A 25,837-nucleotide genomic window follows, 5' to 3' on the forward strand; every position below is an offset into this window, starting at 1 on the left:
GCGATGCAGACCGTCTCGAACTGAAGGGGGGGGGAGATAGGCAACGGTTTCAAAGGGGCAACTCGGGTACGGAAGAGATCACCACGCGGTCCACCCTCCGTCCACAATCAGATTTTGACCCGTCACGTAGCTGGAAGCGTCTGAGCATAGATAGATCAGCGCCCCTACCATCTCTTCCGGCCTACCCATCCGGCCCATCGGCGTTCGCGCCGCGTAGTTCGATGTGAAGGCCTCGTTCTGACCGCTTTCCACCCCTCCAGGCGTGAGGGAGTTCACGCGGATGCCATGCTGCGCCCACGTCGTCGCGAGGTAGCGAGTCAGGGACACTACGCCCCCTTTCGACGCCGCGTACACCGCCGGAGTGTTGATCTCTTGCCCGAGGTATTGGGACCCCTCATAGATCCGGCTATCTGGCCCTACCACCCCGTAGATAGACGCCGTTTGCACGATGGCTCCGCCGGCCCCCTGCGCTATCATCTGGCGGCCAACGGCGCGGGCCATCCAGAACAAACCGTCCAGGTTGACGCTCATGATCTTTCTCCACTCCTCTACTGCGTAATCCTCCGTCGGCGCGAAAAATGCTTCTAAGTCGTTAGACTTTGACGCAGCATTGTTATGGAGGATGTCAACGCGTCCTAACTCGCTCGCTACGAGTCGAACCGTGTCGTCCACGGCGGCAGGGTCACTCACATCACAGCCCACCCCTACCGTTCGGACACCGAAACGCTCCCGCAGAGAATGAGCCGCCTCAATGGCGGCTTCCTCCTGAAGATCGACCACCGCCACTGATGCGCCGTATTCAGCGAGGCCTGCGCAAAAGTGCGTACCGAGCAACCCGCTCCCGCCGGTTACGAGTGCCACTTTGCCGGTCAGGTCGAATAGTCCTCGATAAGATTCAGTCATAGCTGCGGGTATCTCTCGACTCGTAAAGAAAGCGGACCCACTCTGCATCAAGCGGCGAATCGACATCTACGGACCGCTCTTCAGGCATTTCGTACAGTAGCGTGTCTGGGTTGAAGGGAGACTGCCAGTTTGTTAGCCCCTCGCGCGTCCATACGTACACAGAAGCGTTCATGTCGAAGCAGGCCGGAGCGTCCTGCCGGCGACTAACGGACGAATCTAAACGCTTGCTCAGTTGCACGTGCCCGGCAGCGTCCAACTCGACGAGGTTGAAATATGGAGACCGACGAGCAGGCATCGCCGTAATGACTTGAGAAACACCCCGGGTTTCAAGAAGGCCGACGGCGCCAACAATGTCAGCAGGGACACGCAGCGGTGAGGTTGCATCCAAGTCTACAAGCGTGTCGTAGTGCATGCCGGTCTCTGCTTCTGCCGTTTGCACAGCGTGCTGGATAACAGGGACTTTGGGCGCGCGGTCGGTAGCGAGATGACCCGGCCGCTTGATGATTACCTCGGCACCCCACTCCGAAGCGACTTGGAGGATCGCTTCTGAATCGCTGCTCACTGCTACGACTCCGAACAAGCCACTGGCGAGCGCCTGCTCGATAGAGTGCGCCAGGAGAGGCTTCCCTCCTAGATCCATGAGGTTCTTTCCCTCAACGCCTTTCGAGCCGCCTCTGGCGCAGATAGTACAAAGTCTAGTCATCGGCTAGGGATCGGCGCGGGCGCGCTCAGTGAGAGGGGACGTAGCGAGGACTCTACTTCAGCGACAAGGTCCAGCACGTCAAGGGCTTCTTCTGCCGTGCAGGCATCCCCACCTCCTGCCAAGATCGCCGCGTGTTGGGCACGGTACGTGTCGTCCCGACCTACTTCGAACAGAGTCCTCACGCCGTCCTCTTGGATATACCCCTCCGTAAGGTTGAGTTCAAGTGTACGGGCGTCTGTGTTAACCAGTACGGAACGGCGCCCTACGCGGTCGAGGTAATTGAGGTGGACGGTCGCCACCGGGCACTTCTCGAACGAAGCCAAAATCCCTACGGCGTCCTCGGTATTGATTTCCAAAGAGCTAAGGTGGCCGCCGCGCGCTTCAGCTTGCTTCCACCCCCCCAGGATCCAGTTGAGATAGTCCAACTCGTGACTAAGGTCCCGAAGCACCCCCCCGCCCTCCTCCTTCCGCGCGGAGTACGTGGTGCGGTAGTCCCGATTCGGGCGCCACAATGGGAGGTAGTGACCTACATACGCCTGCACCGATAGAACGCGCTCGCCACGAAGCCGCTGGCGTAAGTGCTGGACGCCCGGATGGAAGCGGAGGTTGTACGCGACGTAGCACGCACTGAACCCGTTCGGCGGGAAAGAGCCAGGCTGGTTGAATAGAGGCTTTTCTACGAGGAGAACGCCCTCGAATCCACAGGTTACGAGTTCCTTGACGGTCCGCCGATGCTCCTCCGTCCGGTTGGCGATAACGACGTACTCCGGATGGTGCTCGCGGATGGCTTGTGAGAGCGCGCCGTATCGACGGGAAACGTCGACCGGCCTTCGGCTCACGACGCCTACATCGTGACCATCCTCTTCGAGGATGCGAGTATGCCGCGCTCCGATAGAGCCGTACCCCACGACGAGCGCCCTCATGCGAACACCTCATCGAAGTGCCCATTCGCGCGGTGAAAATCCTCCGGCTGGCCAATGTCCATCCAGTACTCCCGGATTGGGAACGCCGCGACGGACCTCTGCTCGCTGATCAGTTGAGTGAAGAGGTCTGGCATATCGAACCTCTCGCCGGTCGGAATTAGCGACAGCGCGCTGGGATCTAGCACGTAGACGCCGCCATTGACGAGGTACCGCTCGGTCGGCTTTTCGCGGATATCCACGATGGAGTGCTCCTCGATATCGATCACTCCGTAGGGCACCTGCATTTCGTACTCCCGAACGCACATTGTAGCGGCGGCTCCGTTTTGTGTGTGGAAATCCAAGAGTTGGGCGAAGTTGAGCCGTGTGAGGAGATCTCCGTTCATGACGAAGAAAGGCGCCTCTGGCGTCTCCGGCAAAAGCGAGAGCGCGCCGGCGGTGCCGAGGCGCTGCTTCTCGCGGAGGTACTCGATCTGAACTCCCCACTGGCTCCCGTCCCCAAAGTGCTCCTCGACCTGCTCGGCGAGGTAGTTCACCGAGAGGTAGAACCGGCTGAACCCGTGGCTAGCGAACGCTTCAAGGATGGTCTGAAGGATGGGCTTGGGCCCTACGCGAAGCAGCGGCTTCGGGGTGTCGTTGGTTAGCGGCCGGAGCCGGGTCCCGAGCCCCCCGGCCATCAGGACGACAGCGTTGGGCTTTGGCTCGGGGCTTAAGAGGTCGTCCAATACCTCAAGGCCAACCACACGCCCCCGGAGGTCCACGCGGGGGATTTGGTGGAGCCGCTTCCGGCGCATCAGCGCGAGGAGCGCGTCCGGGTCGTCGCTCTCCTTCGCCGTCGTCGGGTTCTGGTTCGTAGCGCCTGCAACGTCGTCGTCGAGCGATACCCCGCTTAGGATCGCACGGCGGACGTCGCCGTCGGTCACGGTTCCGAGAAGCCGCCCCTCATCGTCAACGACGAGGGCGATCTGGAGCGCCGCGGCATCGATCACGCGGACGGCCTCGCGGACGGTCGCCTTCGGGCTGATGAGGGTTTGTTTCCAGTCTCGCATAGGTCAGAGGGGAGAGCTACAGGGTACGCCCTCGCCAGAGGCTCTACTTGTAAAACCGGATGGGTTCGTCCGCGGCGAAGTCGCGGGAGACCTCGCGGCCTACGGCTTCCCAGAAATCCATGGGAGAGATCCCCCCGCCCGGACGCTTCGTCGTGATGGCCTCCTCGGTCAGCACCTCGCCTCTGGCGAGGGGACGGGCGGCGACGATGCTCTTACGCACGACGGAGACGTTTTTGGCCTCTACCGCCGTGGGCCGTTTGCCCGGCTTGCCAAGAGCAAGAGCGGTCTCACGGATCCCCTGCACCATCGCGGCGAGCTCGCCGGGTTCTAGCGAGGCGGCGTGGTCCGGGCCGGGCAGCGTGCGGTCCAAGGTGAAGTGCTTCTCGATGACCGTTGCGCCGAGCGCCGCCGCGGCTACGGGGACCGTGATGCCCTCTGTGTGGTCGGAGTAGCCCACCGGCAGACCGAAGGCGTGCCGGAGCGTCCCCATCGCGCGGAGGTTGACCTCCGCCAGAGGCGCGGGGTATTCCGTGGTGCAGTGCAGCAGCGTGACGTGCTCACGCAGGGCGGCTTGGCCCTCGCCAGAGGCGAAGGCGTGGCGGAACGCCTCGCGCGAGGGCGCAGCCGCCTCTGGCGCCGAGAGCCCGAAGGCGATCACGCCGAGGGCGTCCTCGACGTCGCCGAGCGTGCACATTCCCGTCGAGACGAAAAGCGGGAGCCTCTGGCGGGCGACGCGGAGCAGGAGCGGCGCGTTGGTGACCTCGCCTGAGGGGACCTTCAGGCGAGGCACGCCCAGCTCGCGGACGAGGAGGTCCACGCTAGCCAGGTCGAACGGCGTAGACAGGAACTCAATGCCGTGCTGCCGGCACGCCTCTTGGATTCGCTCGTGGGCGCCACGGTCGAGTTCCAGCTTCCGGACCATCTCCAGCTGCGACTCCGCCGAGCCCGTCGTGGCGGTTTGGTAGGCCGCCTTCGGAGCCGAGGCGCTGACGATCGCGTCGGCCCTGAAGGTCTGGAACTTCACGGCGTCGGCGCCCGCTCGCGCGGCCGCCTCCACGAGTTCGATCGCGCGGTCTACGGACCCGTTGTGGTTGACGCCAGCTTCAGCGATGATGTACACGCTCACGGGTGGTGGGGGAGGTCGTAGAACGGACGGGCGAGGACCCCCTCGCCCAGGGGGAGCGTGCGGAGGTGCTCGACGATGGCGCCAGAGGCCCCGCCTCCCCCGTATGGGGAGCGCACGGTGGCGAGCCGCGCCTGCACCTCGTCTCCGAGCGCTTGGCGGATCGCGGCTTCGATGGCGTCGGCGTTCTCGGCGCAGTCGAGGACCGATTCGGCCCGGGGCCGGCCTTTTTGCCGGTCGCCGATGTTCACCGTCGGGACACCGAACGACGGCGCCTCGGTAATGCCGCTCGACGAGTTGCCGATCACGGCGCTGACGTGGCGGAGCGCGCTGAGGTAGCGAATTTGCCCGAGGGAGTCGACTAGCTTTACGGAGTCCGGGCGGGCATCGGCGTACGCCTGTAGCAGTTCATTGACGCGCCTCCCGTCGGTGTCCGCGTTGCTCTTCGTGATAAGGACGTGCGCGTCGGGGAAGCGGTCGAGCGCCTTTGTGAGCGCGGCGACGGGCGCCTCCACGCCGCCAGAGGCGAGCGTCGCGGGGTGGTAGGTGACCAGGAAGGCGGGCGCAGCGAGGGAGAACCCGCCGAGCGAGGCCTCTAAGTCTTCGCGCGAGAGCGCCTCGGTTTGGAGCACGTGGTCCAACCCCGGCGCCCCCACGTTGAACACCCGCTCCGGCGACTCGCCGAGTTGGATCACGCGGCGCCGGAAGTCCTTGGTCGCGGTGAAGTGGTACGTCGCCATCTTGCTCACGCTGTGGCGGATGGCCTCGTCGAAGGCGCCCTCGGTTGTTTCGCCGCCGTGAATGTGCGCGATGGGAATTTTCGCGACGAGTGCTGCCTGCGCCGCAGCGAGAACCTCGAACCGGTCGCCCAGCACGACGACGACGTCCGGTGCCAGCCGCGCGAACGCGTCGGCGAATCCGATCACGCCCAAGCCGATAGATTTCGCGACGCCCACCGCCGTGTCGCTGGAGAGCAGGGATTCCACGCGCTCTGAGATCGTAAAGCCGTCGGCCTCAATGGTGCCCGCTGTGGCCCCGAACTCCGGCGAGAGGTGCATCCCCGTCGCGGCGATCTGAAGGTCGAGCTCCGGAGCATCGGCGATGCCCCGGAGCACCCAGTACATCAGCCCGTATTCCGCCCTTGAACCCGTGACGACGCACACTTTACGCATGGTCCGACACCAAGAACGCGCTGCTAGGGATGTTGATTAGCCGCCGCACGATGCCCCTGGCGACGGAGAGGTCCATCGACGGGGAGCCCGCGTACATCGGGAGGCTGGACATCAGCGACCAGACGGGCCGCGTCATGATCCCGGCGTCGTTGGTGGCGGCGAGGACTGCGTCGCGCTCATCCTCCCGGCCTCTGGCGAGCAAGAGTGCGCCCAACCAGTAGTTGCTCGTGCTCTCCGGTGGCTCCTCCACGAACTGGACATCCTTCACGCCCGCGAACGCCTCGGAGTAGCGCGAGGCGAGCTCCCGCTTGGAAGCCAAGAACCCGTCCAGCTGCTCCACCTGCGCGCACCCCAGCGCGGCGTTGATGTTGGGCAACCGGTAGTTGTACCCCACGTGGTCGTGGTGGTAAGCCCATCGGTGGGGTTGCTTCGCCGTCGTAGTGAGGTGCTTGGCGAGGTCCGCCAGAGCCTCGTCGTCGGTGATAAGCGCGCCGCCGCCGCCGGTCGTAATGGTCTTGTTGCCGTTGAAGCTCAGCGTCCCCACGCGCCCGATGCGGCCGGTGTGCACGCCGCGGTACATCGAGCCCAAAGATTCCGCCGCGTCCTCCACGAGCGCGATGCCGTACCGCTCGCAGACTTCCGCCAGAGGCCCGAGCCGGACGGGGTGCCCGAACGTGTGCATCGGCACGGCGGCGCGAATCACGCGGCCCGTCTGGCGGTTGACGCACGCGCCATCGCGCACCTCCGCGATCCCGGCGAGGTAGTCCTCGAGCGCGTCCGGGTCCATCCCCAACGTGGCCTCCTCGCTGTCGGCGAAGTGCGGCGTGGCGCCGCAGTACGCTACGGCGTTCGCCGTGGCTACAAACGTCAGCGCAGGGATCAGCACCTCGTCGCCCCGCTCAACGCCCACCAAGCGGAGCGCGACGTGGAGTGCCGCCGTCCCGTTGACGACCGCCACCGCTCGCCGCGCGCCCGTCACCTCGGCGAGCATCTGCTCAAACCGGTCGACGTACTTCCCCGCCGACGACACCCACCCGGTGTCGATGCACTCCTTAACGTACTCCCACTCGTTGCCGGCGAACCTTGGCTCGTGCAACGGGACGAACGCCTCTGGCGAGCCGAGGACGCCCTGGAGCGTTTCTAGGACGTCGCCCGCCAGGGATCCTCTGGCGCCAGAGGCGGGGCGCTGGACGGGGGCGGCGCTCATACGTTGTAGACCTCGGCCTTGTACCGACGGAGGTTCTCCTTGTGCGTGAACCACTCCGCCGTCTCGGCGAGGCCGCGCCGGAGCCCCTCGCGGGAGCCGTACTCCGGTCGCCAGCCGAGCAGTTCCGCCGCCTTCTCGTTCGACGCCAGGAGCCGCTCCACTTCACTCTTCTCGGGGCGCATCCGCTCCTCGTCGGTCACGACCTCCACCTCCACCCCCATCGCCTCCGCGATGACGTGCACTAGGTCGCCGATCGAGATCTCGAACCCACTCCCCACGTTGATAACCTCTCCGATCCCCGCGTCGGTCTCCGCCGCTGCGATGAACCCTCGGACGGTGTCCGCGACGAAGTTGAAATCCCGTGTCGGGTGCAATGCGCCGAGTTTGATCCTCCGCTTGCCGCTGGCGATCTGCGTGATGATTGTCGGAATCACCGCGCGGGCCGACTGCCGCGGGCCGTAGGTGTTGAACGGGCGCAGGAGGGTTACGGGCGTGTCGAACGAGGCGTAGAATGAGTACGCGATCTGGTCGGCGCCGATCTTCGACGCGGAGTACGGCGATTGCCCTTGCAGCGGGTGCTCCTCGGAGATGGGCACGAACTGCGCTGTCCCGTACACCTCGCTCGTCGACGTGTGCACCACACGCTCCACGCCGAGGTCCCGCGCCGCCTGCATGACGTTGAGCGTTCCCTTCACGTTCGTGTCCACGTACGTGTCTGGGGAGTGGTACGAGTACGGGATCGCGATAAGCGCCGCGAGGTGGAGCACGACGTCGCACCCCTCCATCGCCTTCCGCACGCCGTTGGGATCGCGCACGTCCCCGGCGAACACGTCCAGCTTGGCCTGCACGTCGGCGTCGAGGTCGTCCAGCCACCCCCACGAACCGAAGGAGTTGTACAGCACGAACGGGCGCACGTCATATCCTCTCTCGACAAGGGCCTCGACGAGGTGCGAGCCGATGAACCCGTCAGCGCCGGTTACAAGAATCTTTTTAGCCATTGGGGTTGGGTTGTGCGTCAGGCCGGTTCCAGCTTTGCCATCGCACGGAACGCGGCGCTTTGCTCAGCGAGTTCGTCGTAGGTGCCCGTCTCTGCGACCTTGCCGTCCTTCATCAAGAAGATGCGGTCGCAGTCGCGGACCGTCGTGATGCGGTGCGCGATGAGTACGAGCGTTTTCTGCCCGGAGAGGTCGCTTACGGCTTCCATCACGGCGTCCTCCGTCACGCCGTCCAGCGCGCTGGTCGCCTCGTCCATAACAAGCACCTCTGGGTCGTGATAGAGCGCGCGGGCGATGCCGATCCTTTGGCGCTGGCCGCCGCTCAACCGGACGCCGCGCTCTCCCACTACCGTTCTGTATTTGTCGGGAAGGGAGCCGATAAAGTCGTGGAGGTGGGCGATACGGGACGCCCGCTCTACTTGCTTGTGGTCCACTTCTTCGGGGGGTACCCCGAAGGCAATGTTGTTCGCGATCGTGTCATCACAAAGGAAGATATGCTGCGGGACGTACCCGATTTGACGCCGCCATGCGCGCATCGTCGGCTCCGCCAGAGGCCGACCGTCTACGAGGATGGCCCCACTCTCCGGCACGTACAACCCCAGCAGCAGGTCCACAAGAGTCGTCTTGCCGGACCCGCTCGGACCTACGAGCCCTACTGTGTGGTTCTTCGGGATGCGCAGCGAGATCGCGTCCAGAGCGGGCGTCTCGCCCCCGTCGTACCGGAACGTGACGTCCTGAAGCTCGATGCTTTGCTGGAACGCCAGAGGCTCAGTGGATTCGTCGCGTTGGCCACGGGGCTTGAACTCCGCGATGTCGTCCGTGAGGTCGTCCAAGGCCGCCTGGCTGAACCGCATGCTCGCGAATGACCCAAACATGTTCTGTAGCTCTGGCATTAAGCGGAAGCCAGCAAACGCGTAGAGGCTAATCGTCGGAAGGATCCGGGCAATCCCCTCCCCCGCGCTGAGGTAGTACACGACGATGAGGATGATCCCCCCAAACGCGATGGTCTCTAAGAGGTAGCGAGGGAGTTGGGCGATGGCGCGGTTCGACGCCGTCGCTTGCGAGTACGTCCACGAGTACGGGGCGAACCTGGACGCGAACGCGTCTTCTCGACCTAAGACCTTCACGTCTTTGATACCGCCAAACGCCTCGCCGGTGATCTTGTACCGCTTCTCGTTTGCTTGCACCTTTTGCCTACCCAGCCTGCGCTGTTTCGTACGCACCAAGTAGTAGATCCCTCCATACGCGCCCCCCAATACGAGGACCGTTGCAAGCGCTAATAACGGGTCGAGTAAGATGATAAGAACGATCAGCGCGACGACGACGAGGAACCGAGCGAGCACGTTCAACGCGGGAGATAACACCCCATTCATCACGGTCTGTACCTCAGACAGGATGCTGTTGTTGAACTGCGCGCTGTTCCGTTGAACGAAGAACGAATAAGGCTGAGAGAGGTACCCCTTGAGAAGGCGTAACGACAAACGATGGTGCATCCCCCACGAGAACCTGAGCATGGCCCAAATCGTGAGCGCGCTAATCGCGTTGCTAATCGCCAGGACCGCGACCACAGCCAGGCCGAGCGCGATCAGAAACGAGGTTGTGGACTCAAAGCCGAACCCGACATACGCTTTTCGCAACCACTCGTTGGTCTCCACGACCGAGGGGTCCGCTACGACACTCATAAACGGCGCGATGCTCCCCACGCCGACCATTTCAATACACGCGCGAACGATGAGCCCTACCAAGAGCACAGACAGTTGCAACCGCTCTCGGCGGTTGAAAAGCTTATAGAGCTGCTGAATTATTTGCATGAGACCGCCTCTGGCGGACCGAGGCAATTCTTACGTCGCGAGAGCTGTTGCTTTCTGGCGGTTTAGCACCGCACGCGTGTCAACCAAGGCCCCCTTAAATGTGCCCACGGCGTCCCAGTCCACGTCGGTGTGGTCCGTTACGACGACGACACAGTCAGCAGCGCCCATCCCCTCTTCAACCCCGCTAGAGCGGAGGTGAATGCCGGCGTGATCGAGCACGGGCACGTGGGGGTCATGGTAGCTGACGTCGGCCCCCTTATCTTGGAGAAGCTGGATGATGTCCAAAGCCGGGCTCTCTCGCATGTCGCTGATGTCGCGCTTGTACGCCACGCCAACTACCAGTACGCGGCTCCCTTTGATGGCCTTGCCCTCCTCGTTGAGGGCATCCTGGATGTGCTGTACCCAGTAGGCCGGCATCGACGTGTTCACTTCGCTCGCCAGTTCTATAAACCGGGCCGTGTAGTTAAGAGAGCGGAGCTTCCACGAGAGGTACAACGGGTCGATGGGGATGCAGTGGCCTCCCAACCCAGGACCCGGCGTGAACCTCATGAAGCCAAATGGTTTCGTAGAGGCTGCATCAATGATCTCCCAAACGTCGAGGCCCAGCCTGTCGCACATGATAAGAAGTTCATTCGCAAGGCCGATGTTTACAGCTCGGAACGTGTTCTCTAGCAGCTTCACCATCTCCGCAGACTCCGGGCTTGTCACGGGAACCAGCGTCTCGATCGCCGCGCCGTACAACGCCATCCCGGCCTCAACGCACGCGTCGGTCACGCCGCCCATCACCTTCGGGGTGTTCACCGTCGTCCAGTCTTCCCTGCCCGGGTCGACGCGTTCCGGCGAGAAGCAGAGAAACAGGTCTTTCCCAACGGTGAGGCCTTCCTCCTCAAGCTCCGGGAGAATGACTTCCCTCGTAGTACCGGGGTACGTCGTGCTCTCCAGCACGACCACCGTGCCCGGGCGGATATGCGCTTTCACTTGCTCCGTCGCGGCGATGATGTACGAGACGTCGGGGTCCCCCGTCTTCCGCAGCGGGGTCGGCACGCAGATCGAGATCCCATCGCAATCGGACAGCGCGCTGAAATCGGTCGTGGCAGAGAGGAGCCCATTCTCGACGAGCGGTTGCAACCGGCTGCTCGGAATGTCTTCGACGTGGGACTCACCTAGGTTCACTCCCCTCGCGACGGCTTCGTTGACGTCAACGCCAACGACTTGCAGTCCAGCTTCAGCGAAGACCACTGCTAGGGGCAGCCCCACGTAACCCAGACCGATTACGCCGACCCGCGCGCTCCGTTCGTCGATGCGCTTGAGGAGATCCTGTAAGGCGCGAGAAGTGGAGTCGTTCACGAGTCGGTAAGTAGCGGTTAGGACGGGGAGCAAGGAATGGCCAGCCTGGAAGGAATTTCTCTAGCGGGCAGTCTACCGAAGCTACAGTAGCCCCCCCTTAACCGTCTTCTCCCACGCGTTCTCTGTTCAATCTGCTTGTGAGCCCTGCGTGAACCGGACGATGATTTTTCACCTTACCGCCGGCCGGTCGACAAAAACCACGGTGAGATAAAGCTACCACAGACCTAAGCGATAGCGTCCTCTACGGCGCCCTTATGAGCGGATGCGTACCAAGCCAACGTTTCTTCTAACCCTTCGCGAACAGAATGGGAAGGCGAATAGTCCAGGATTGCCTGAGCGCGCGAGGTGTCCGCTAAGGAATGCTGGACATCCCCCTCCCTGAAGGGACCGAACGTGGGCTCGGAAGGCAACTCACCGCCTACGTATGCTTCAAGCCCACTTACGATATATCGGTACAGATCCAAGAGAGTCGTCCTAGCCTGGTATGCTACATTGAAAACGCCACAAACCTCTGGCGTGACTGCGGCTTTAATATTCGCTTGTACGACGTTCCGTACGTAGCAGAAGTCTCGGCTGGTCTCTCCATCCCCATGCACATGTGGGCGATCGCCAGATAAAAGCTGCCCAACCCACTTCGGAATAACGGCAGCGTACGCTCCATTGGGGTCTTGGCGCGGACCAAACACGTTGAAGTACCGGAGGCCGACGCACGTGAGGTCGTAATGATCTTCGAAGGTTCGGGCGTAGAGCTCGTTCGTCCTCTTGGAAACGGCATAAGGAGACAGCGGTGTACCGATCTTCCCCTCCACTTTCGGAAGCCCAGGGTGATCGCCATAGACGGACGACGACGAGGCGTAAACGAACCGTCCGATCCCCGCGTCACGCGTGGCGAGCAGCATGTTAACGAACCCGTCGACGTTGACCTGGTGTGTCGCCAGAGGGTCAGCTATTGACCTCGGTACGGACCCCAAAGCAGCTTGGTGCAGAACGGCGTCAACGCCGGAAACCGCTCTTTTACATACCTCCAACTCGCGGATGTCGCCTTCTACAAGGCGGAAGCTCTCCCATGCGTCAGGTCCTACAGACCTTCGGACATCGTCTAGGTTGCGCCGGTGGCCGGTTGAGAAGTTGTCGAGGGCGACGACCCGTTGCCCATGCTCGAGCAAGGTCTCCACAAGGTGCGAACCGATAAAGCCCGCTGCCCCTGTCACGCACCATGTGCGGGGGTCTCGTAAGGTGTCAGCAAGCATCGGTGTTCAGGTGTGGTGTTTTAGCGGAAGAACACGCGCTCCACCACCACCACCACGCCCAGTATGGTCGTCGTAACGCTGAGCACGTCTCGCCAGAGGGGAGTCCTGCTGCGTGAGACAACCTCGAGATCGAGTGCGTCGCCGGGTTGTAAGAGCATCGTCGGCTGTGCATATAGCTCTCTAAGCGGGGACTCCATCACGACCTCCCCACTCCTGTAGAGCCGCACCGTTGCCGTAACGTCTGTGCGGGAGTCCCGAACGCCTAGAGAGCCGAGACCGCCCGCATACGCTACCAGATCGCCCACTGTGCTTCCAACGTTCAAGGTATAGCGACCGGGGGAAGCGAATGCGCCAGAGGCCGTGACGGAGAAGGACTCAACGCCTGGCTCCGTATGGACGAAGAAACCAGGGACAGTTGAGTTCAACCCTACTACCTCGACGACATCCCCCTCTTGGAGTGCTGGGGCGAGGCTGCTGTCGGTGTACAGATCTCGGACTTCCATTTCGGAAACCACGCGCCCCTGACGGTGCAGCCGAACGGTAGCGTTCCCCAACCGGTCTACAGTGACACCACCGGACAAGGAGATCAGGTCGGCGACCGTAGCACCTTCCCCGACTAGAACGACGGCGTTCTGTATAGCGCCCGAGGTTCTAACGCTGATAAGGCGATCGTTGCGCTCGAACTTGTAAAAGAAGCCTGGAGCTGATGAGGCGGTCCGTGAGAGGGGATCGAGTTCGCCTGTGCTTCCCGTTTGGGAGTAGGCTGCCGGTAGGGATAGGCAGGCGAGGAGTGCGATTGTGGCGGCGTATCGGATCATGTGGACGACGCGCCGTAGGTGTACTTCTTCCCGTACTGGTACCTGTACTGCGCGCGGTAAGCGTATTCCTTAGTGATGTCGAACCGGTTGAGCACAACACCGATGATGTGAGCGCCCACGTTAGTGAGCTCCGTGACGGCGAACTCCAACTCGTAGTCCTTCGTCTTACCTGCGGCAGCGACGAGCATAGACGCATCCACCTGCGTGGAGAGCAGGACGGCATCGGTAGCTGCCATGACAGGTGGAGCATCTAAGATGATGATGTCGAACTCCTTCTTGAACTGGTCAAGTTGCTGACGCAACGCGAGAGACCCGAGGTGTTCCGACGGGTTTGGAACGTGGGAACCAGCGGGCAGGACGAAGAGATCGTCCGCCACCTCCACAGCCCCGATGGCTGCGCCAGAGGCTGGACCGTTGGCGCCTCGCGAGAGGAGGTCGGTCAAGCCCGGCTCCCGGTTGAGACCGAACAGTTTATGCGCGCGCGAGCGGCGCAAGTCGCAGTCAACCAAGAGGGTGCGGCGTCCGGACTGCGCCATCACCGCGGCGAGGTTTGAGGACATTGTCGTCTTGCCCTCGCCTGGACTCCCTGAAGTGACCAGGATTGTTTGGATAACTGTATCTGGACGGGAAAACTGGATGCTCGTACGCAGACCTCGAAAGGCTTCGGAGGCCTGGGCGACAGGCACGAGCAGCGTGACTAGCCGCGTATCTACGTCACGGTCTTGGACCCGGACAGTTTCAGCTCCGCCGAAGTCGTCTTCGATCAGACGGTCGATGCTCGGGATCACGCCCAACACGGGGTAGCCCATGTCACGGAGGTCAATGGGACGGCGAATCCGCTGGTCCAACTGGTCCCGACCAACGGCGAGGACGACGCCGAGACCGAGTCCAATGGCTAGGCCAAGCATCATGATGCGCGTCCGGTTCGGGGCCGCTGGCGTCGAGGGTACAGGGGCCGGCCGTAGCACTTCTGCGTAACCCAGCTCCGCGGACTCGCGGACGCTGACCTCTTGAAGCTTCGCCGTCAGGTTACGTAGGAGTTGCTCGGTGCTTTCCCGATCGCGAATGAGGCGAGCGAGATCTACCGTCTGAGCCGGCACTTGGTCGAGGTCACCCTGGTACTCGCTGATCCGGCTGTTGAGGATGTTGATGCGCTCGCGTAGGCCGCTCAACTCCACTTGAGCCTGCCCCAACTGATCCCGGAGGTTCGCGATGCGAGAAAGGCCCGAGGTGTTGCCATCGACGCCGCCGGCAGCCATCGCCTCACGCGCGATTTGGCCGCTGAGCTGCTCAATCCGCCGCTCCAGCGTCGCGACCTCCCGCTGCGCGTTTAGAACGCGAGCAGGCACATCAGCCCCGCCATTTCTGAACTCGGGGTTGCTGAGGTACTCCTGGTTGAGTTGTGCTCGAAGGCTTGCAACTCGTGCCTGGGACTCGGACAGTTCGCGGTCCGCCGTTGCCCTGAGTCGCGTCTCGACGTTTTGCTCAAGGCTCTCAATCTGGTTGCGGAGCGTGGCGATCTGGTTGGACCGGATGCCGACCTCGACGCGTGCCTGATCACGCTCTGCCTCGAGCTGCGACAGTTGGCCAACGAGATTAGAGGCCTCTTGATCCAGCCGGACGGCACCTTCGCGATTCATATAAGCCTCAGTAGCCTCTTCGCGGGCCCGAAGCTCGACCGCGACTGAATCCACCTGACGCTTGAGGAAGCTGCGGCTTGCGGAAACGGACGAGCGGCTAGATGACTGGGTACGAGCCACGTATAGATCCGCATACAGGTTGGCGACGCGCGCGGCCTCTACAGGGGACTGACTAACGGCTGAGATCTGGATACCTTCAACCCCGTCTTGGGCGCCGTCTACCCTAATCGCGTTGCCAACGCGGTTAGCGACCGTCTCGACCGGTGCAAGGTCACCGTCATTCGTTTGCGTAATGGGCAACTCACCCCCCGCCGTTTCCGCCTCCACGAGAAGCGCACGCGCGGCGTCGTCGGCAAGGTCCTGTGCGTACTGCAAGAGGTAAAGCTCGTTGGCCACAGTACCCTGTGTTCCGGCTCCCATCGAACCTACCGTAGTCAGTGCTGCTTGATCGTTGGACTCAATGTAGAGGAAGGACGAAGCCCGATACACATTCGGCGCCAGAATCGCGTAGATGGTAACCGGGATCGCAACCATTAAGAACGTCGCAAGAACCCAGTTCCGGCCTCGAATGATCAGATCGACCCAGTCGCGAAGCTGCGTTCCAAAGTCAGACGGAGGCTTGTTTGCGGGCCCGTAATAGCCGGAGCGCGCGTAATCGACGTGCTCGCCGGGAGCCGGCCCGGCCGGTGCCTGGAACGAATCGGGGGGAAACGGTTGGGTCGGTCCCATAATGGTCGGTCGCCCTTCAGCCTGGACGAGTGTGGATTGGAGCTAGAACTTACGGCAGCAGCGCTGTCTCTACACCCGCTCTCGGGACAGGGACCATTCTTCCCCTACAGGTCACACCCATTCGCAAAGCGGCCTCTGGCGACACAACGCTCACTCCTACCCAAGAGAGTGCTACGAACACATAGCTCGCGCTTCTCTTTCGCCATACAGATTGGAGAGTCGACCTAAACGCGAGGCGCCCGGACTCGCAGAGAGACCGGGCGCGCTGTTCCTGATGAAGGCCTCTGGCGCTACAGGCCCAATCCTGGGATCGTCCGGCCTTCAAACACGCCAAAGCCGAAGAAGAGGCCGATGACGACCAAGGCAATCACAAAGATGTTGGCGATGGCGATTGGCAACAGGTACTTCCAACCGAGGTTCATCAGCTGATCGTACTTAAAACGAGGCAGCGTCCAGCGAATCCAGATGAAGCAGAAGGCGAAGAATGCCGTTTTCGCGACAAGCGTGATCATCTGAAGCGCTGTCAACAGAAGGCCGTCTACGCCAAGCACGTCGACGAAGAAGCCCTGGAACGGGAGCAAATAACCACCGAGAAAGAGCGTGGCGACAACCATGCTCGCGATCCAGAGGTTGACGTACTCCGCCAAGAAGAACATCCCGAACTTCATTCCCGAGTACTCCGTGTGGTAGCCCCCCACCAGTTCCTGCTCAGCCTCTGGCAGGTCAAACGGTGCGCGGTTGGTTTCTGCCAAGGCACAGACCGCGAATACCACGAACCCGACGGGGTTGCGGAAGATGTTCCAGCCTAGGATGCCCCACTCGTTCTGGCTTTCCACGATGTCGAACATCGAGAGGCTGCCCGCATAGAGGACGACAGAGAGAGCAGCAGCGCCCATCGCGAGCTCGTACGAAATCATCTGCGCCGAGGAGCGGAGCCCTCCCAGCAAGGAGTACTTGGAGTTGGAGGCCCAACCAGCGAGAGTGATTCCGTACACCGAGATGCTCGTCATCGCGAGGATGAGGAGAAGCCCTACGCTCACGTCCGCAATCACAACAGGGCCGCCAGCGGCTGAACCGGCGAACGGAATAACTGCGGCGGTGCTCATCGCAATGACCACCATCAGTACGGGCGCCAGCGAGTGGATGAATCCGTTACCAGCTGTTGGCACGATGTCCTCTTTGAAGAGGAGCTTGAACACATCCGCAAACGGCTGGAGCAACCCGCGCGGACCGACTCGGTTGGGGCCTGACCGCTCTTGGATGAACGCACTCACTACTCGCTCTGCATAGACGAGCAACGAGGCCGTCACCAGCAGGAGGTTGATGACGAGGAAGATGGCGAGCGGGAGGTCAACGACCTGCCACACAGAGACGAGCAGTTCCATTCGGGTGAGGGGCCTCTGGCGGAGACGCCAGCGGGGAAGCGGTCAGGCCTCTGGCGCGAGGGTATCGGCGCCAGAAGCAGGGCTATGCGGGTTCGGCTTCGGTTTGGAGCGAGACGCCGAGAAGGCCCATGGCCTCGTGGGTGACGCCCGCGAAAGCAGGGTTGGAATCGGAGACCTCTGACATGACCTGGCGCGGTGAGCGAACGTGCATCGGCTTGCCGAGACGCTCCGCCACTGCCGGGAGCGACGTCCAACCAGGAAGGCAGTCCACCTTGTTGTCCTCGTCGTGCCAGCGGTCGAACGGCGTGCCCACCTTGTCGGGGCGGCCCTGACCCACGCCGGAGGCCATCATGAGCGAGCGGTTGACCGCGCGGATCATCTTGGCCGGGCGGAGAAGCTGCGCGCGCCCGTCTTCGCTCACGAACGTGCCGAGCGTCTCGACGCTCATCGTGATCGGAAGCACGATGTCCGCCAGAGGCAGCGTCTCGTTCGTGCTGTGGGTCGGGTGCAGGATCACCGTCTTGCCTTCCAGGTCCCCCGCAGCCACGCCCATCGCGACGGGATCGTCGTGGAGGATGTAGACCACGTCGGCGTTTGCGATCGCTCCAGCCATGGTGAGCGGATCGATCGCCTGGAAGCCTAGGCGCTCGACCCCTTCTGTGTTCGGCGCGGGATCGTCCGAGATCAGGAAGCCATCGCCACTCCCCTCTTCTCGCCGTGAGAAGTAGCGCGGCGTCTCAGCGCCAACAGACTCGGCGAGCTTCGCGAGCAGGTGGTTGTCCTCGACCGTTGCCGAAGCGGAGCCGAGGAAGAACACTCCTCTGGCGTTTTGGAGCGCGTCGGCTGCCGCGTCGTAGGCAGCGTCCCACTCCGTAGGAGCACCGTTGACCATCGCGCCAGAGGCCCGGTTCTCGTTGTAGGTGCTGTAGACGAGGCGGGCCGCGTCGGGCATCCAGTACTCGTTGACATCCAGGTTCTCACGCGGCGTGATGCGGAGGATCTGGTTGTTGCGGACCCAGAGATCCACGTTGATCCCCTTGCCGCCGAAGTCGGAGACAGAGGGCGTCTTGGACATCTCCCAGACGCGCGCTTTGAACCGGAAGTAATCCTCGGTCAGCGCACCAACGGGGCAGATGTCCGTCGTGCACATCGAGTAGGCGTCGTCAAAGACCTCGCCCGGGGCCGTCATCGGGTGGTTCTTGTCACCCCGGTTGATGATGGTGAGCTGGTGCGTCTCTGTCACCTCGGCCGTGAAGCGGGTGCAGCGCGTGCAGTTGATGCAGCGCTCGGCGTCCAGGATCACGTTCGGCCCAAGCTGAATGCGCTTGGGCTTGTGCACCTTCTGGAACTCGAAGCGTGATCCCTCGGGACCGTACTTGTACGCCTGGATCTGCAACGGGCACTGTCCGGCCTGATCGCAGATCGGGCAGTCCAGCGGGTGGTTGACCAGCATGATCTCCAAGTTGCTGGCCTGCGCCTCGGCAACCTCTACGGAGTCCTGTTGGGTGTGAACGACCATCCCATCCGTCGCGTCCAGCGCGCAGCTCGGCATGAGCTTCGGGAAGTAGTTGATCTTCGGGTTGCCATCATCGTCCAGGACAGGCTCGCGAGTCTCGCGGTCCATCATGGGGGTGCCCGCCTTCACCAAGCACTGACGGCAGTTGGCCGGGACGCTCAGCGCCGGGTGGTAGCAGAAGTGCGGCACCTCGACGCCGTGATCGAGGCAGAACTGGAGCACCTTGTCACCGGGCTCGAACTCTTGGGGGGTGCCGTCTATCGTGAGCGTCGGCATGGGGCGGGATGCGGTGTGCGGTCAAGCCTCTGGCGCGTGCCAGAGGCGAAATCGGGATTAGGCGCGCGTCAGGCGAGCGCCAGAGGCGGTCAGAACGTAGGTGCGCTTGGGCGCCGTGATGGCTTCGATGGCCTCCGGCGACTGGCCCTCGTCCTCAGCGAGGTGCTTCTGGTCCTCAACGGATTCCTCCTCGACGGAGAACGTGCCGGCTAGCTGGGCGGTCGCGCCCGTGACGTCCATCGGGAAGGTGAAGACGTATTCGCCTGCGTCGTCTTTGGGAACGGCAACGCGGAACGTCTCGCCAGCCTCGTTCTGGAGCGTCAGCCAGCAGCCCTTCACCTGACAAATCTTGGACACGGTGCCCTCGACGACGAGCGTCTCACCATCCAGATCACTGGCCTGCTCGATGACAGACGAGACGGGGAGGATCTCCAGGTCAGAGCCCAGGGGCTCACCAACGGTGGTTTCGGCACCCGCCATCGCATCGCCGGCGTCTGGAGCGTCAGAAGCGACGGCAACGTCGTCGCCAGCGGCCTCTGGCGCGTCAGACTCGGAGGAGCACGCCGTGAAGGCGAGCGCGAGAGCAGGGAGAAGAAGGAAACGTCTCATGTCAGGAGGTGTTGGGGGCTGGCGCGAAGGTACCGACCAAAGGGGCGGCTTCTGGCGCGAGAGGATCAGGGAGTGCCGCCGGGGGTGATGGTGTGGTCCTCCTCCCCTTCCAGGACAGGCTCAGCGCTTGCGCCGTCGCCAGAGGCAAGGTCGGCGCCCGCGAAGGCAGTCTGCTGGCACTTGGCCTCGAACTCGTGGCGGAAGCGCTTGATGCCCCAGCGGACGGGCCATGCGGCGGCGTCGGCGAGGGCGCAGACCGTCCGGCCCTCCATCTGGTCGCAGAGGTCGAGCAGGAGGTCGAGGTCGCGGGTGTAGCCTTCGCCCGCGTCGATGCGCGCGAGGAGCTTCTCCATCCAGCCCGTGCCGTCGCGGCAGGGCGTGCACTGGCCGCAGGACTCGTGATGGTAGAAGTGCGCGATGCGCCGTGTGAAGCTCACCATGTCCGTGTCCTCATCCAGGAAGCACAGACCGGCGGTGCCCATGGACGAACCCGCTTCGCGGAGCGTCTCGGCATCCATCGACGCATTCAGCGCCATCTCCCACGTGAGCGGAGGCGTGGAGCTACCGCCAGGGACAACGGCCTTGATCTTCTTGCCGCCTCTGGCGCCACCAGCGACCTCCAGGAGATCGGTGATGAGCATGCCGGTCGGGTACTCGTAGACGCCCGGGCGGTTGACGTGGCCCGAGATGCCGTAGAGGACTGGACCAGGGTGCTTGGCTGGACCGATGCCCGCGAACCACTCCGCGCCGCGGTTGACGATCAGCGGCACGTCCGCGAGCGTCTCTACGTTGTTGATGGTCGTCGGCATGTTCCACAGCCCCTTCTGAGCCGGGAACGGGGGCTTGATGCGCGGATAGGCGCGCTTACCCTCAACGGAGTTGAGAAGACTCGTCTCCTCGCCGCAGATGTAGGCGCCTGCGCCGGCCTGCACGACGAGATCCGTCGAGAAGTCCGTGCCCATGATGTTCTTGCCGAGGTACCCCTTGGCATAGGCCTCATCGACCGCCTTCTGCACGTGCTCGACGTACTCCCAGTACTCACCTCGGATGTAGAGGTAGCACGTCTTGATCGTCATGGCGTAACACGCCAACACGATGCCCTCGATCATGAGGTGCGGGTTGTACTCGAAGATCTGGCGGTCCTTAAAGGTGCCCGGCTCAGACTCGTCGCCGTTGCACGCGAGGTAGCGCGGCTTGTCGGGGTCGACCGGAGGCATGAAGCTCCACTTCAGGCCCGTCGAGAACCCGGCGCCGCCGCGTCCGCGGAGGCCCGAGGCCTTGACGTGATCAGTCAGACCTTTGGGATCGAACTTGCCGTCCACGATCACGTCGCGGAGGGCTTTGTAGCCATTGGCCTCGCGCTCGTAGACCTCGATCTTGTGCAGGTCCTTGATCGGCGGCAGGATGACGCGCTCGTACGAGCGCCAGTCGCCTGCTTTGGAGGCGCCGGTGAGGAGGGTGTCGGTGTCGGCCATGTGTTTAGGCGCGGGTGCGGCGGAGCGGGACGCCAGAGGTGGCGTCTTCGGCTTCGACGATGCGGTCGATGAGCAGGTCGGCGAGGGCGACGGACTCGGGAAGTTGGACGTCGAGGTCGTCGGCGTCGGAGAGTTCGCGGAGGGCTTCGTAGATCCAACGCTTTCGCTTGTTGGCTTTCGCCTGCATCAGGAGCGAGAAGCCGATAAGCGCGGGCCAGAGCGCAGGGAAAATGGCGTCGAACGGCTGGCCGCTGGCGAGATTCCAGGCCGTGGCAGCGACGGCGATCACGATGACGGGAATGGCCGCCCAATTGCGAAGCAGCTTCATCCGCCGGTCGAACTGATCCATCTTTGCCAGTTCGGCGTCGATGAACCCTACATCGAGCGTTTTCTCCAGCTTCTGCTTCTCGGCGTAGCTCAGGCCTCCCCCGCCCTCTCCTTTCTTGAGCTTCTCCAGTTCCTTGAGCAGGATCTTTTTGATTCGCCGCTCGCGGAGCGTGAGCCCAGCGCCCGGGGGACGCGTCACAGCCTTTTTGCCTCTGGCGCCAGAGGCCGCCTCACCAGAGGCGCGACCGATGGTGCGTGAGACGTCGCCGCGCACCTCGAAAGAGGGGCGGCGGTCAGCGGCGATGATCAGGGGGGCGGGGCGCTCGCTCACGTCTAGTGGATGTGCTCCGAGACCGGCGGCGTGCGGTATGCGGTGACCGCTTCCGTGTCAGAGCGGCGGTTGCCGCCCATCTCGTCCTCGTCCTGAGGAAGCGTGACGCTCTCGAACGGCAGCGTCTCACCGTTGCGGAGCGACGAGATCATCTTGTCCACCTTCTCGGTCGTGAGGTTGTGGACGTAGGGGCCGTTGGTGACCTGGAGCATGGGCGCGGAGCCGCAGGCGCCGAGGCACTCGGCCTCTTGGATGGTGAACAGCCCGTCCTCGGTCGTCATCCCAGCCTTGACGCCGAGCGAGTCTTCGAGGTAGTGCAGGATATCGTAACCGCCGCAGACCTGGCAGGAGAAGCACGTGCAGACGTCGAGGACGAACTGCCCCTTCTTCTCCTTGAAGTACATCGTGTAAAAGGTGGCCACGCCATAGACCTTCGCGTACGGGATCTCCAGCGTGTCGGCCACGAGGCGAATGACCTCTGGCGGGAGCCAGCCGAACTTGCCCTGCGCGAGCCAGAGGCCCTTCATGACGGCGCCGTCATTCGTCGGGTACTGCGCGCGGTAGGTCTCGATCTGCGCCTTCTCGTCCTCCGTCCAGACGAGTTCGTCGTCGGAGAAGTGCCGCTCCGGCGTCTCGCCGGGCGTGTACTGCGGTTTGGGCGAGACGAAGCCGCCGGGGGTCTGTGGGCTCATGGGTACGGGGTACGAGGTGCAGGGTACAGACGGGTACCACGTACCCCGTACCCTGTACCCTACTTATCAGAGTCGCCGATAACGGGGTCGATGGAGCCGATGAGGACGACGGTGTCGCCAACCATCGCGCCTTCCATCATGGACTCCAAACCCTGGAGGTTGGAGTAGGACGGAGTATTCATCTTCACGCGCCAGGGGCTGCCGGTGCCGTCGCTCGCGAGGAAGAAACCGAGTTCGCCCTTGGGGCTCTCGACGGCGTGGTAGCACTCGGCGCCCTTTGGCGGGGCGACGCCGGTGTCGGTCATCATAAAGTCGTGGATCATGCCCTCCATCGAGTAATAGACCTCGTCCTTACTCGGGTAGGCGGCTTTCGCGTTGTCCACGCGGACCGGGCCGGAGGGCAGGCGATCCAAGCACTGCCGGATGATGTTGATCGACTGCTGCATCTCCTCCACGCGCACGAAGTAGCGCGCGAGGCTGTCGCCCTCGGTCCGCATCGGGATGTCGAAGTCGAGCTTGTCGTACACGAGGTAGGGCTCGAAAAGGCGCACGTCGTACTCGACGCCAGAGGCTCGAAGGCTCGGGCCGGTGTAGCCCTCTGCGATAGCGTCCTCGTACGAGACCACGCCCACGCCCATGTTGCGGTCGATCCAGATGCGGTTGCGGTCGAGCAGCTTGCGCCAGTCAGCGAGGTTGCGCTCGAAGTCGTCGCAGAAGGCGCGAATCATGGCGAGCGCCGTGTCCGAGAAATCGAACGCGAGGCCACCGATGCGGGAGTGGGAAACGGTAAAGCGCGCGCCCGCGATCTCGTCGAAGAGAGAGTAGATCTCCTCGCGGTACTTGAACGTCCACAGGAAGACCGAGAGGGCGCCGGCGTCCATGACCATCGTGCCGGCCCACAGGAGGTGCGACGAGATCCGGGCCAGTTCACAGCCGATGGTGCGCAGCCATTGCGCACGCTCGGGAGCCTCAATGCCGCACAGCTTTTCGACCGCGAGGCACCACGCCACGTTGTTCGAGTACGGCGACATGTAGTCCATGCGGTCCGTGTAGGGCATGAACTCCTGGTAGGTCTTCACCTCGGCCAGCTTCTCAATGCCACGGTGGAGGTAGCCCACGTCGAGCAGACACCGCTCGATGGTCTCGCCATCCAGCTGCACGACCACGCGGAGCGCGCCGTGCGTGGCCGGGTGCTGCGGCCCGAGGTTGAGGATCATGCTGCTCTCCAGCGGATCCGTCGTCGCGGAGTGCTCCTCGCGCCACTCTGCGCGGCGCTTGTCGTCCGGCGTGACCACCTCCGGCTCGCCCATCGAGCCGTCACCAGAGGCCGCGCCATCGCCGGAAGCCGGCGTCTCGATGTGCGTGTACTTGTCCGCGAGCGCCTTGTAGATCGCGGCGTTGTGCCGCGGCCAGAACGTGAAGAGGTTCTCGTCGTCGCCAGGGGCGGCGGCGTGCGCGACGGGGACGTTGGAGGGAATGGCGGCCATAGGTCTGGTTCGTGATGCGGAATGCGTGAGCGTTGGCCGGGCCTCTGGCGGCAGAGGCGGGCCAACCGAATCACGCATCACGGATTACTGCTTGGGCATGTCGCCGTGGGCGCGGGCGAAGGGGTCCATCGTGAGCGGACCATCGGGCTCGTTGGGCGGGAGCGGGAGCGATCCGGGAATGCCGAGCGTGGGGAATTCCTTGCGGGCCGGGTGGTACTCGAAATCCTCCGGCATGTACAGACGGCGGAGGTCCGGGTGGCCGTCGAACGTGATGCCCATCATGTCCCACGCCTCGCGCTCATGCCAGTCGGCGGCGCGCCAGATGCTCATCACGCTGGGCACAACGGCGTCCTCCTCGTCCACGCGGACTTTGAGGCGGAGCCTCTGGCGGGCCTTGAGGTTGAGCAGGTTGTAGAACACCTCGAAGCGGTCCTCTTCCGTGAACCGGTCGATGGTCCCCATGTCGGAGAGATAGTCGAAGCCCATCTCCATGCGGAGGGCACGGCACACCTCACGAATGGACGCGCGATCGACGTAAACCGTCGTTTCGCCTGCGTAGAGCGTCACTTCCCCGATGGCATCACCGAAGCGCGCCTTGAGGGCGTCCGCAAGGTCGGGCAGATACGTGCTCGACTTCGCATGCGGGTTCTCGCTTTTGAGCCGCTCCACCTCGCCGGCGAGGCCGACGCGCGGCGTGAAGTAAAACTTCAGCGTCTGCGTCTCCTGCCCCGGGTCTACCTGGAGCCCGTCGTCGGGCCCACCGATGGTGTTCTTGGTGGCGTGAAAGTCGTTGGGAGTCTCGGCCATGTCGGTGCGCTGGAGGCGCCAGAGGCCCACGCTATAGGCGTGAGCGGCAGTGAGTTTAGGCGGCGATAAGGCGGCGCTCCTCGTCGGTCGGCTTTACGACGAGACCGCTGAGGTCGTGCGCCTCGTTGGCGACAGACTGCTCGGCGCGGATCTTCTCCTGGATGTCCATCAGCGCGTGGAGAACAGCCTCCGGACGCGGCGGGCAACCGGGGATGTACACGTCCACAGGAAGGAAGTTGTCGATTCCCTGGACCACGCCGTAGCAGCGGTGCATTCCGCCTGTGGAGGCGCAGGCGCCCTGCGCGATGCACCACTTGGGGCCGGCCATCTGGTCCCAGATGCGGCGAACGGTATGGGCCATCTTGTGAGAGCACCACCCTGCCACGATCATGAGATCTGCCTGGCGCGGCGAGAACCGCATGGCCTCGGAGCCGAAGCGCGCCACGTCGTACTTGGGACCCGCGAAGCCCATCATCTCGATGGCGCAGCAGGCGAGGCCCATGGGCATGGGCATGAGGCTGTTCGACCGGGCCCAGTTGACGACCGCGTCGACGGAGGTCGTGAGGAAGCCGCCTTCTTCGCTAAACATGGTGCTTGGGGTGTGCGTGGTGGGGAGAACGGCCCTACGGCGCCGAGGTTCGGGCGCCAGAGGCTGTTTTCACTCAGGACTGAAAACCAGAGCCTCTGGCGGCTCAGTCCCAGTCCAACCCGCCCTTCTTGATGTCGTAGATCAGGCCCACGACGAGGATGAACATGAACACGCCGACTACGGCGAGCGAGCCGAGAACCGCCGGTCCTCCTGCTCGGAGGAACTCCCCGAAGGAGACCGCCCAGGGGTACAGGAACACGAGTTCGACGTCGAACACGATAAAGATCATCGCGACGAGGTAGAACTTGACCGAGTACCGCTCGCGAGCGGTACCGACCGGGTCCATGCCGCTCTCGTAGGCGCTGCCCTTGATCTTCCCGGGCTTGTACGGCCCGAGATACTGCCCCGCTTTCAGGAGCGTGAACGCCAGCCCGAGGGCCAGCAGGATCATGATGAAGAGCGGGACGAAGTCAGTGATCATCGCGGCGTAGACGCGTGCAGAGGGGGCTCGGAAAGTACGCGCGCGCCGAGCGAGGATGCGATGAAACGCCCCCTTCACATACGCCTCTCTACTCGGGCACGCTGCGCGTCCGCTTCCGGCCCGTAGCAGAGGCTCTCACACCTCCGGCCTCTTGCGGGCACCCGCGCCCGGCTCAGCGGTGTGAAGCGAAAGCGC

General features: G+C 63.3%; 23 protein-coding genes. All 23 read right to left on the bottom strand.

Annotated features, from left to right (window positions below):
- Positions 1 to 78: 78 nt before the first annotated feature.
- The 23 genes from BSZ36_RS10750 to BSZ36_RS10860 all read right to left on the bottom strand — a co-directional run bounded on the left by BSZ36_RS10750 (position 79) and on the right by BSZ36_RS10860 (position 25,642).
- Positions 79 to 903, bottom strand: a complete 825-nt coding sequence (locus BSZ36_RS10750; protein ID WP_094548779.1) for an SDR family oxidoreductase — start codon at positions 901 to 903, stop codon at positions 79 to 81.
- Positions 896 to 1,606 (bottom strand): acylneuraminate cytidylyltransferase family protein, encoded by a 711-nt coding sequence (locus BSZ36_RS10755; protein WP_094548781.1) that lies wholly within the window; start codon positions 1,604 to 1,606, stop codon positions 896 to 898. Before BSZ36_RS10755 ends, BSZ36_RS10750 begins: the two co-directional genes overlap by 8 nt.
- Complete coding sequence (locus BSZ36_RS10760; protein ID WP_094548783.1) at positions 1,603 to 2,529, bottom strand: Gfo/Idh/MocA family protein; 927 nt, start codon at positions 2,527 to 2,529, stop codon at positions 1,603 to 1,605. The genes BSZ36_RS10755 and BSZ36_RS10760 overlap by 4 nt, the downstream gene beginning before the upstream one ends.
- Positions 2,526 to 3,575, bottom strand: coding sequence for a nucleotidyltransferase family protein (locus BSZ36_RS10765; protein ID WP_094548785.1), 1,050 nt, complete (start codon positions 3,573 to 3,575; stop codon positions 2,526 to 2,528). Before BSZ36_RS10765 ends, BSZ36_RS10760 begins: the two co-directional genes overlap by 4 nt.
- A gap of 43 nt (positions 3,576 to 3,618) precedes the next feature.
- Positions 3,619 to 4,695 (bottom strand): N-acetylneuraminate synthase, encoded by a 1,077-nt coding sequence (gene neuB / locus BSZ36_RS10770; RefSeq protein WP_094551287.1) that lies wholly within the window; start codon positions 4,693 to 4,695, stop codon positions 3,619 to 3,621.
- A gap of 2 nt (positions 4,696 to 4,697) precedes the next feature.
- The gene (neuC, locus tag BSZ36_RS10775; protein WP_094548787.1) at positions 4,698 to 5,870 is read right to left on the bottom strand and encodes a UDP-N-acetylglucosamine 2-epimerase; all 1,173 of its coding nucleotides are present in this window, start codon (positions 5,868 to 5,870) and stop codon (positions 4,698 to 4,700) included.
- Entirely contained in the window at positions 5,863 to 7,077 is a 1,215-nt protein-coding gene (locus tag BSZ36_RS10780; protein ID WP_094548789.1) for a LegC family aminotransferase, read from the bottom strand. The genes neuC and BSZ36_RS10780 overlap by 8 nt, the downstream gene beginning before the upstream one ends.
- Positions 7,074 to 8,075, bottom strand: coding sequence for an NAD-dependent 4,6-dehydratase LegB (locus tag BSZ36_RS10785; protein WP_094548791.1), 1,002 nt, complete (start codon positions 8,073 to 8,075; stop codon positions 7,074 to 7,076). Before BSZ36_RS10785 ends, BSZ36_RS10780 begins: the two co-directional genes overlap by 4 nt.
- A gap of 17 nt (positions 8,076 to 8,092) precedes the next feature.
- Positions 8,093 to 9,883 carry an ABC transporter ATP-binding protein gene (locus BSZ36_RS10790; RefSeq protein WP_094548793.1) on the bottom strand — a complete coding sequence of 597 codons (1,791 nt, stop codon included), beginning with the start codon at positions 9,881 to 9,883 and terminating at the stop codon, positions 8,093 to 8,095.
- A gap of 30 nt (positions 9,884 to 9,913) precedes the next feature.
- The gene (locus tag BSZ36_RS10795) at positions 9,914 to 11,230 is read right to left on the bottom strand and encodes a nucleotide sugar dehydrogenase (RefSeq protein ID WP_094548795.1); all 1,317 of its coding nucleotides are present in this window, start codon (positions 11,228 to 11,230) and stop codon (positions 9,914 to 9,916) included.
- A gap of 224 nt (positions 11,231 to 11,454) precedes the next feature.
- Positions 11,455 to 12,480 (bottom strand): SDR family oxidoreductase, encoded by a 1,026-nt coding sequence (locus BSZ36_RS10800; RefSeq protein WP_094548797.1) that lies wholly within the window; start codon positions 12,478 to 12,480, stop codon positions 11,455 to 11,457.
- 20 nt (positions 12,481 to 12,500) lie between these two features.
- The gene (locus tag BSZ36_RS18970; protein WP_143536855.1) at positions 12,501 to 13,298 is read right to left on the bottom strand and encodes an SLBB domain-containing protein; all 798 of its coding nucleotides are present in this window, start codon (positions 13,296 to 13,298) and stop codon (positions 12,501 to 12,503) included.
- The gene (locus BSZ36_RS10810) at positions 13,295 to 15,667 is read right to left on the bottom strand and encodes a polysaccharide biosynthesis tyrosine autokinase (RefSeq protein WP_094548801.1); all 2,373 of its coding nucleotides are present in this window, start codon (positions 15,665 to 15,667) and stop codon (positions 13,295 to 13,297) included. Before BSZ36_RS10810 ends, BSZ36_RS18970 begins: the two co-directional genes overlap by 4 nt.
- 290 nt (positions 15,668 to 15,957) lie before the next feature.
- A complete protein-coding gene (gene nuoH / locus BSZ36_RS10815) occupies positions 15,958 to 17,052 on the bottom strand; it encodes an NADH-quinone oxidoreductase subunit NuoH (RefSeq protein WP_094548803.1) in 1,095 nt (364 codons plus the stop codon).
- Between the two features lie 82 nt (positions 17,053 to 17,134).
- On the bottom strand, positions 17,135 to 18,844 hold the full coding sequence (locus tag BSZ36_RS10820; protein ID WP_094548805.1) for an NADH-quinone oxidoreductase subunit G: 1,710 nt from the start codon (positions 18,842 to 18,844) through the stop codon (positions 17,135 to 17,137).
- A gap of 57 nt (positions 18,845 to 18,901) precedes the next feature.
- On the bottom strand, positions 18,902 to 19,453 hold the full coding sequence (locus tag BSZ36_RS10825) for a DUF4920 domain-containing protein (protein ID WP_094548807.1): 552 nt from the start codon (positions 19,451 to 19,453) through the stop codon (positions 18,902 to 18,904).
- A 65-nt stretch (positions 19,454 to 19,518) separates the two neighbouring features.
- A complete protein-coding gene (nuoF, locus tag BSZ36_RS10830) occupies positions 19,519 to 20,928 on the bottom strand; it encodes an NADH-quinone oxidoreductase subunit NuoF (RefSeq protein ID WP_094548810.1) in 1,410 nt (469 codons plus the stop codon).
- Positions 20,929 to 20,932: 4 nt separating this feature from the next.
- A complete protein-coding gene (locus BSZ36_RS10835; protein ID WP_094548812.1) occupies positions 20,933 to 21,586 on the bottom strand; it encodes a hypothetical protein in 654 nt (217 codons plus the stop codon).
- Positions 21,587 to 21,588: 2 nt separating this feature from the next.
- Positions 21,589 to 22,278 (bottom strand): NADH-quinone oxidoreductase subunit NuoE family protein, encoded by a 690-nt coding sequence (locus BSZ36_RS10840; protein ID WP_094548814.1) that lies wholly within the window; start codon positions 22,276 to 22,278, stop codon positions 21,589 to 21,591.
- A 59-nt stretch (positions 22,279 to 22,337) separates the two neighbouring features.
- Positions 22,338 to 23,765: an NADH dehydrogenase (quinone) subunit D gene (nuoD, locus tag BSZ36_RS10845; RefSeq protein WP_094548816.1), complete on the bottom strand. Its 1,428-nt coding sequence runs from the start codon at positions 23,763 to 23,765 to the stop codon at positions 22,338 to 22,340.
- An 84-nt stretch (positions 23,766 to 23,849) separates the two neighbouring features.
- Positions 23,850 to 24,572, bottom strand: coding sequence for an NADH-quinone oxidoreductase subunit C (locus tag BSZ36_RS10850; protein ID WP_094551289.1), 723 nt, complete (start codon positions 24,570 to 24,572; stop codon positions 23,850 to 23,852).
- A 55-nt stretch (positions 24,573 to 24,627) separates the two neighbouring features.
- Complete coding sequence (locus BSZ36_RS10855; protein WP_094548818.1) at positions 24,628 to 25,161, bottom strand: NADH-quinone oxidoreductase subunit B; 534 nt, start codon at positions 25,159 to 25,161, stop codon at positions 24,628 to 24,630.
- 103 nt (positions 25,162 to 25,264) lie between these two features.
- Positions 25,265 to 25,642: an NADH-quinone oxidoreductase subunit A gene (locus BSZ36_RS10860; RefSeq protein WP_094548820.1), complete on the bottom strand. Its 378-nt coding sequence runs from the start codon at positions 25,640 to 25,642 to the stop codon at positions 25,265 to 25,267.
- Between the last annotated feature and the right edge of the window lie 195 nt (positions 25,643 to 25,837).

This window comes from Rubricoccus marinus (assembly GCF_002257665.1).
Taxonomy (GTDB): Bacteria; Bacteroidota; Rhodothermia; order Rhodothermales; family Rubricoccaceae; genus Rubricoccus; species Rubricoccus marinus.

Bases quoted from the DNA above. Each gene is read 5' to 3' on its own strand.
- BSZ36_RS10750 (WP_094548779.1), bottom strand. From the start codon at position 903: ATGACTGAATCTTATCGAGGACTATTCGACCTGACCGGCAAAGTGGCA.
- BSZ36_RS10755 (WP_094548781.1), bottom strand. From the start codon at position 1,606: ATGACTAGACTTTGTACTATCTGCGCCAGAGGCGGCTCGAAAGGCGTT.
- BSZ36_RS10760 (WP_094548783.1), bottom strand. From the start codon at position 2,529: ATGAGGGCGCTCGTCGTGGGGTACGGCTCTATCGGAGCGCGGCATACT.
- BSZ36_RS10765 (WP_094548785.1), bottom strand. From the start codon at position 3,575: ATGCGAGACTGGAAACAAACCCTCATCAGCCCGAAGGCGACCGTCCGC.
- neuC (WP_094548787.1), bottom strand. From the start codon at position 5,870: ATGCGTAAAGTGTGCGTCGTCACGGGTTCAAGGGCGGAATACGGGCTG.
- BSZ36_RS10780 (WP_094548789.1), bottom strand. From the start codon at position 7,077: ATGAGCGCCGCCCCCGTCCAGCGCCCCGCCTCTGGCGCCAGAGGATCC.
- BSZ36_RS10785 (WP_094548791.1), bottom strand. From the start codon at position 8,075: ATGGCTAAAAAGATTCTTGTAACCGGCGCTGACGGGTTCATCGGCTCG.
- BSZ36_RS10790 (WP_094548793.1), bottom strand. From the start codon at position 9,883: ATGCAAATAATTCAGCAGCTCTATAAGCTTTTCAACCGCCGAGAGCGG.
- BSZ36_RS10800 (WP_094548797.1), bottom strand. From the start codon at position 12,480: ATGCTTGCTGACACCTTACGAGACCCCCGCACATGGTGCGTGACAGGG.
- BSZ36_RS18970 (WP_143536855.1), bottom strand. From the start codon at position 13,298: ATGATCCGATACGCCGCCACAATCGCACTCCTCGCCTGCCTATCCCTA.
- BSZ36_RS10810 (WP_094548801.1), bottom strand. From the start codon at position 15,667: ATGGGACCGACCCAACCGTTTCCCCCCGATTCGTTCCAGGCACCGGCC.
- nuoH (WP_094548803.1), bottom strand. From the start codon at position 17,052: ATGGAACTGCTCGTCTCTGTGTGGCAGGTCGTTGACCTCCCGCTCGCC.
- BSZ36_RS10820 (WP_094548805.1), bottom strand. From the start codon at position 18,844: ATGCCGACGCTCACGATAGACGGCACCCCCCAAGAGTTCGAGCCCGGT.
- BSZ36_RS10825 (WP_094548807.1), bottom strand. From the start codon at position 19,453: ATGAGACGTTTCCTTCTTCTCCCTGCTCTCGCGCTCGCCTTCACGGCG.
- nuoF (WP_094548810.1), bottom strand. From the start codon at position 20,928: ATGGCCGACACCGACACCCTCCTCACCGGCGCCTCCAAAGCAGGCGAC.
- BSZ36_RS10840 (WP_094548814.1), bottom strand. From the start codon at position 22,278: ATGAGCCCACAGACCCCCGGCGGCTTCGTCTCGCCCAAACCGCAGTAC.
- nuoD (WP_094548816.1), bottom strand. From the start codon at position 23,765: ATGGCCGCCATTCCCTCCAACGTCCCCGTCGCGCACGCCGCCGCCCCT.
- BSZ36_RS10850 (WP_094551289.1), bottom strand. From the start codon at position 24,572: ATGGCCGAGACTCCCAACGACTTTCACGCCACCAAGAACACCATCGGT.
- BSZ36_RS10855 (WP_094548818.1), bottom strand. From the start codon at position 25,161: ATGTTTAGCGAAGAAGGCGGCTTCCTCACGACCTCCGTCGACGCGGTC.
- BSZ36_RS10860 (WP_094548820.1), bottom strand. From the start codon at position 25,642: ATGATCACTGACTTCGTCCCGCTCTTCATCATGATCCTGCTGGCCCTC.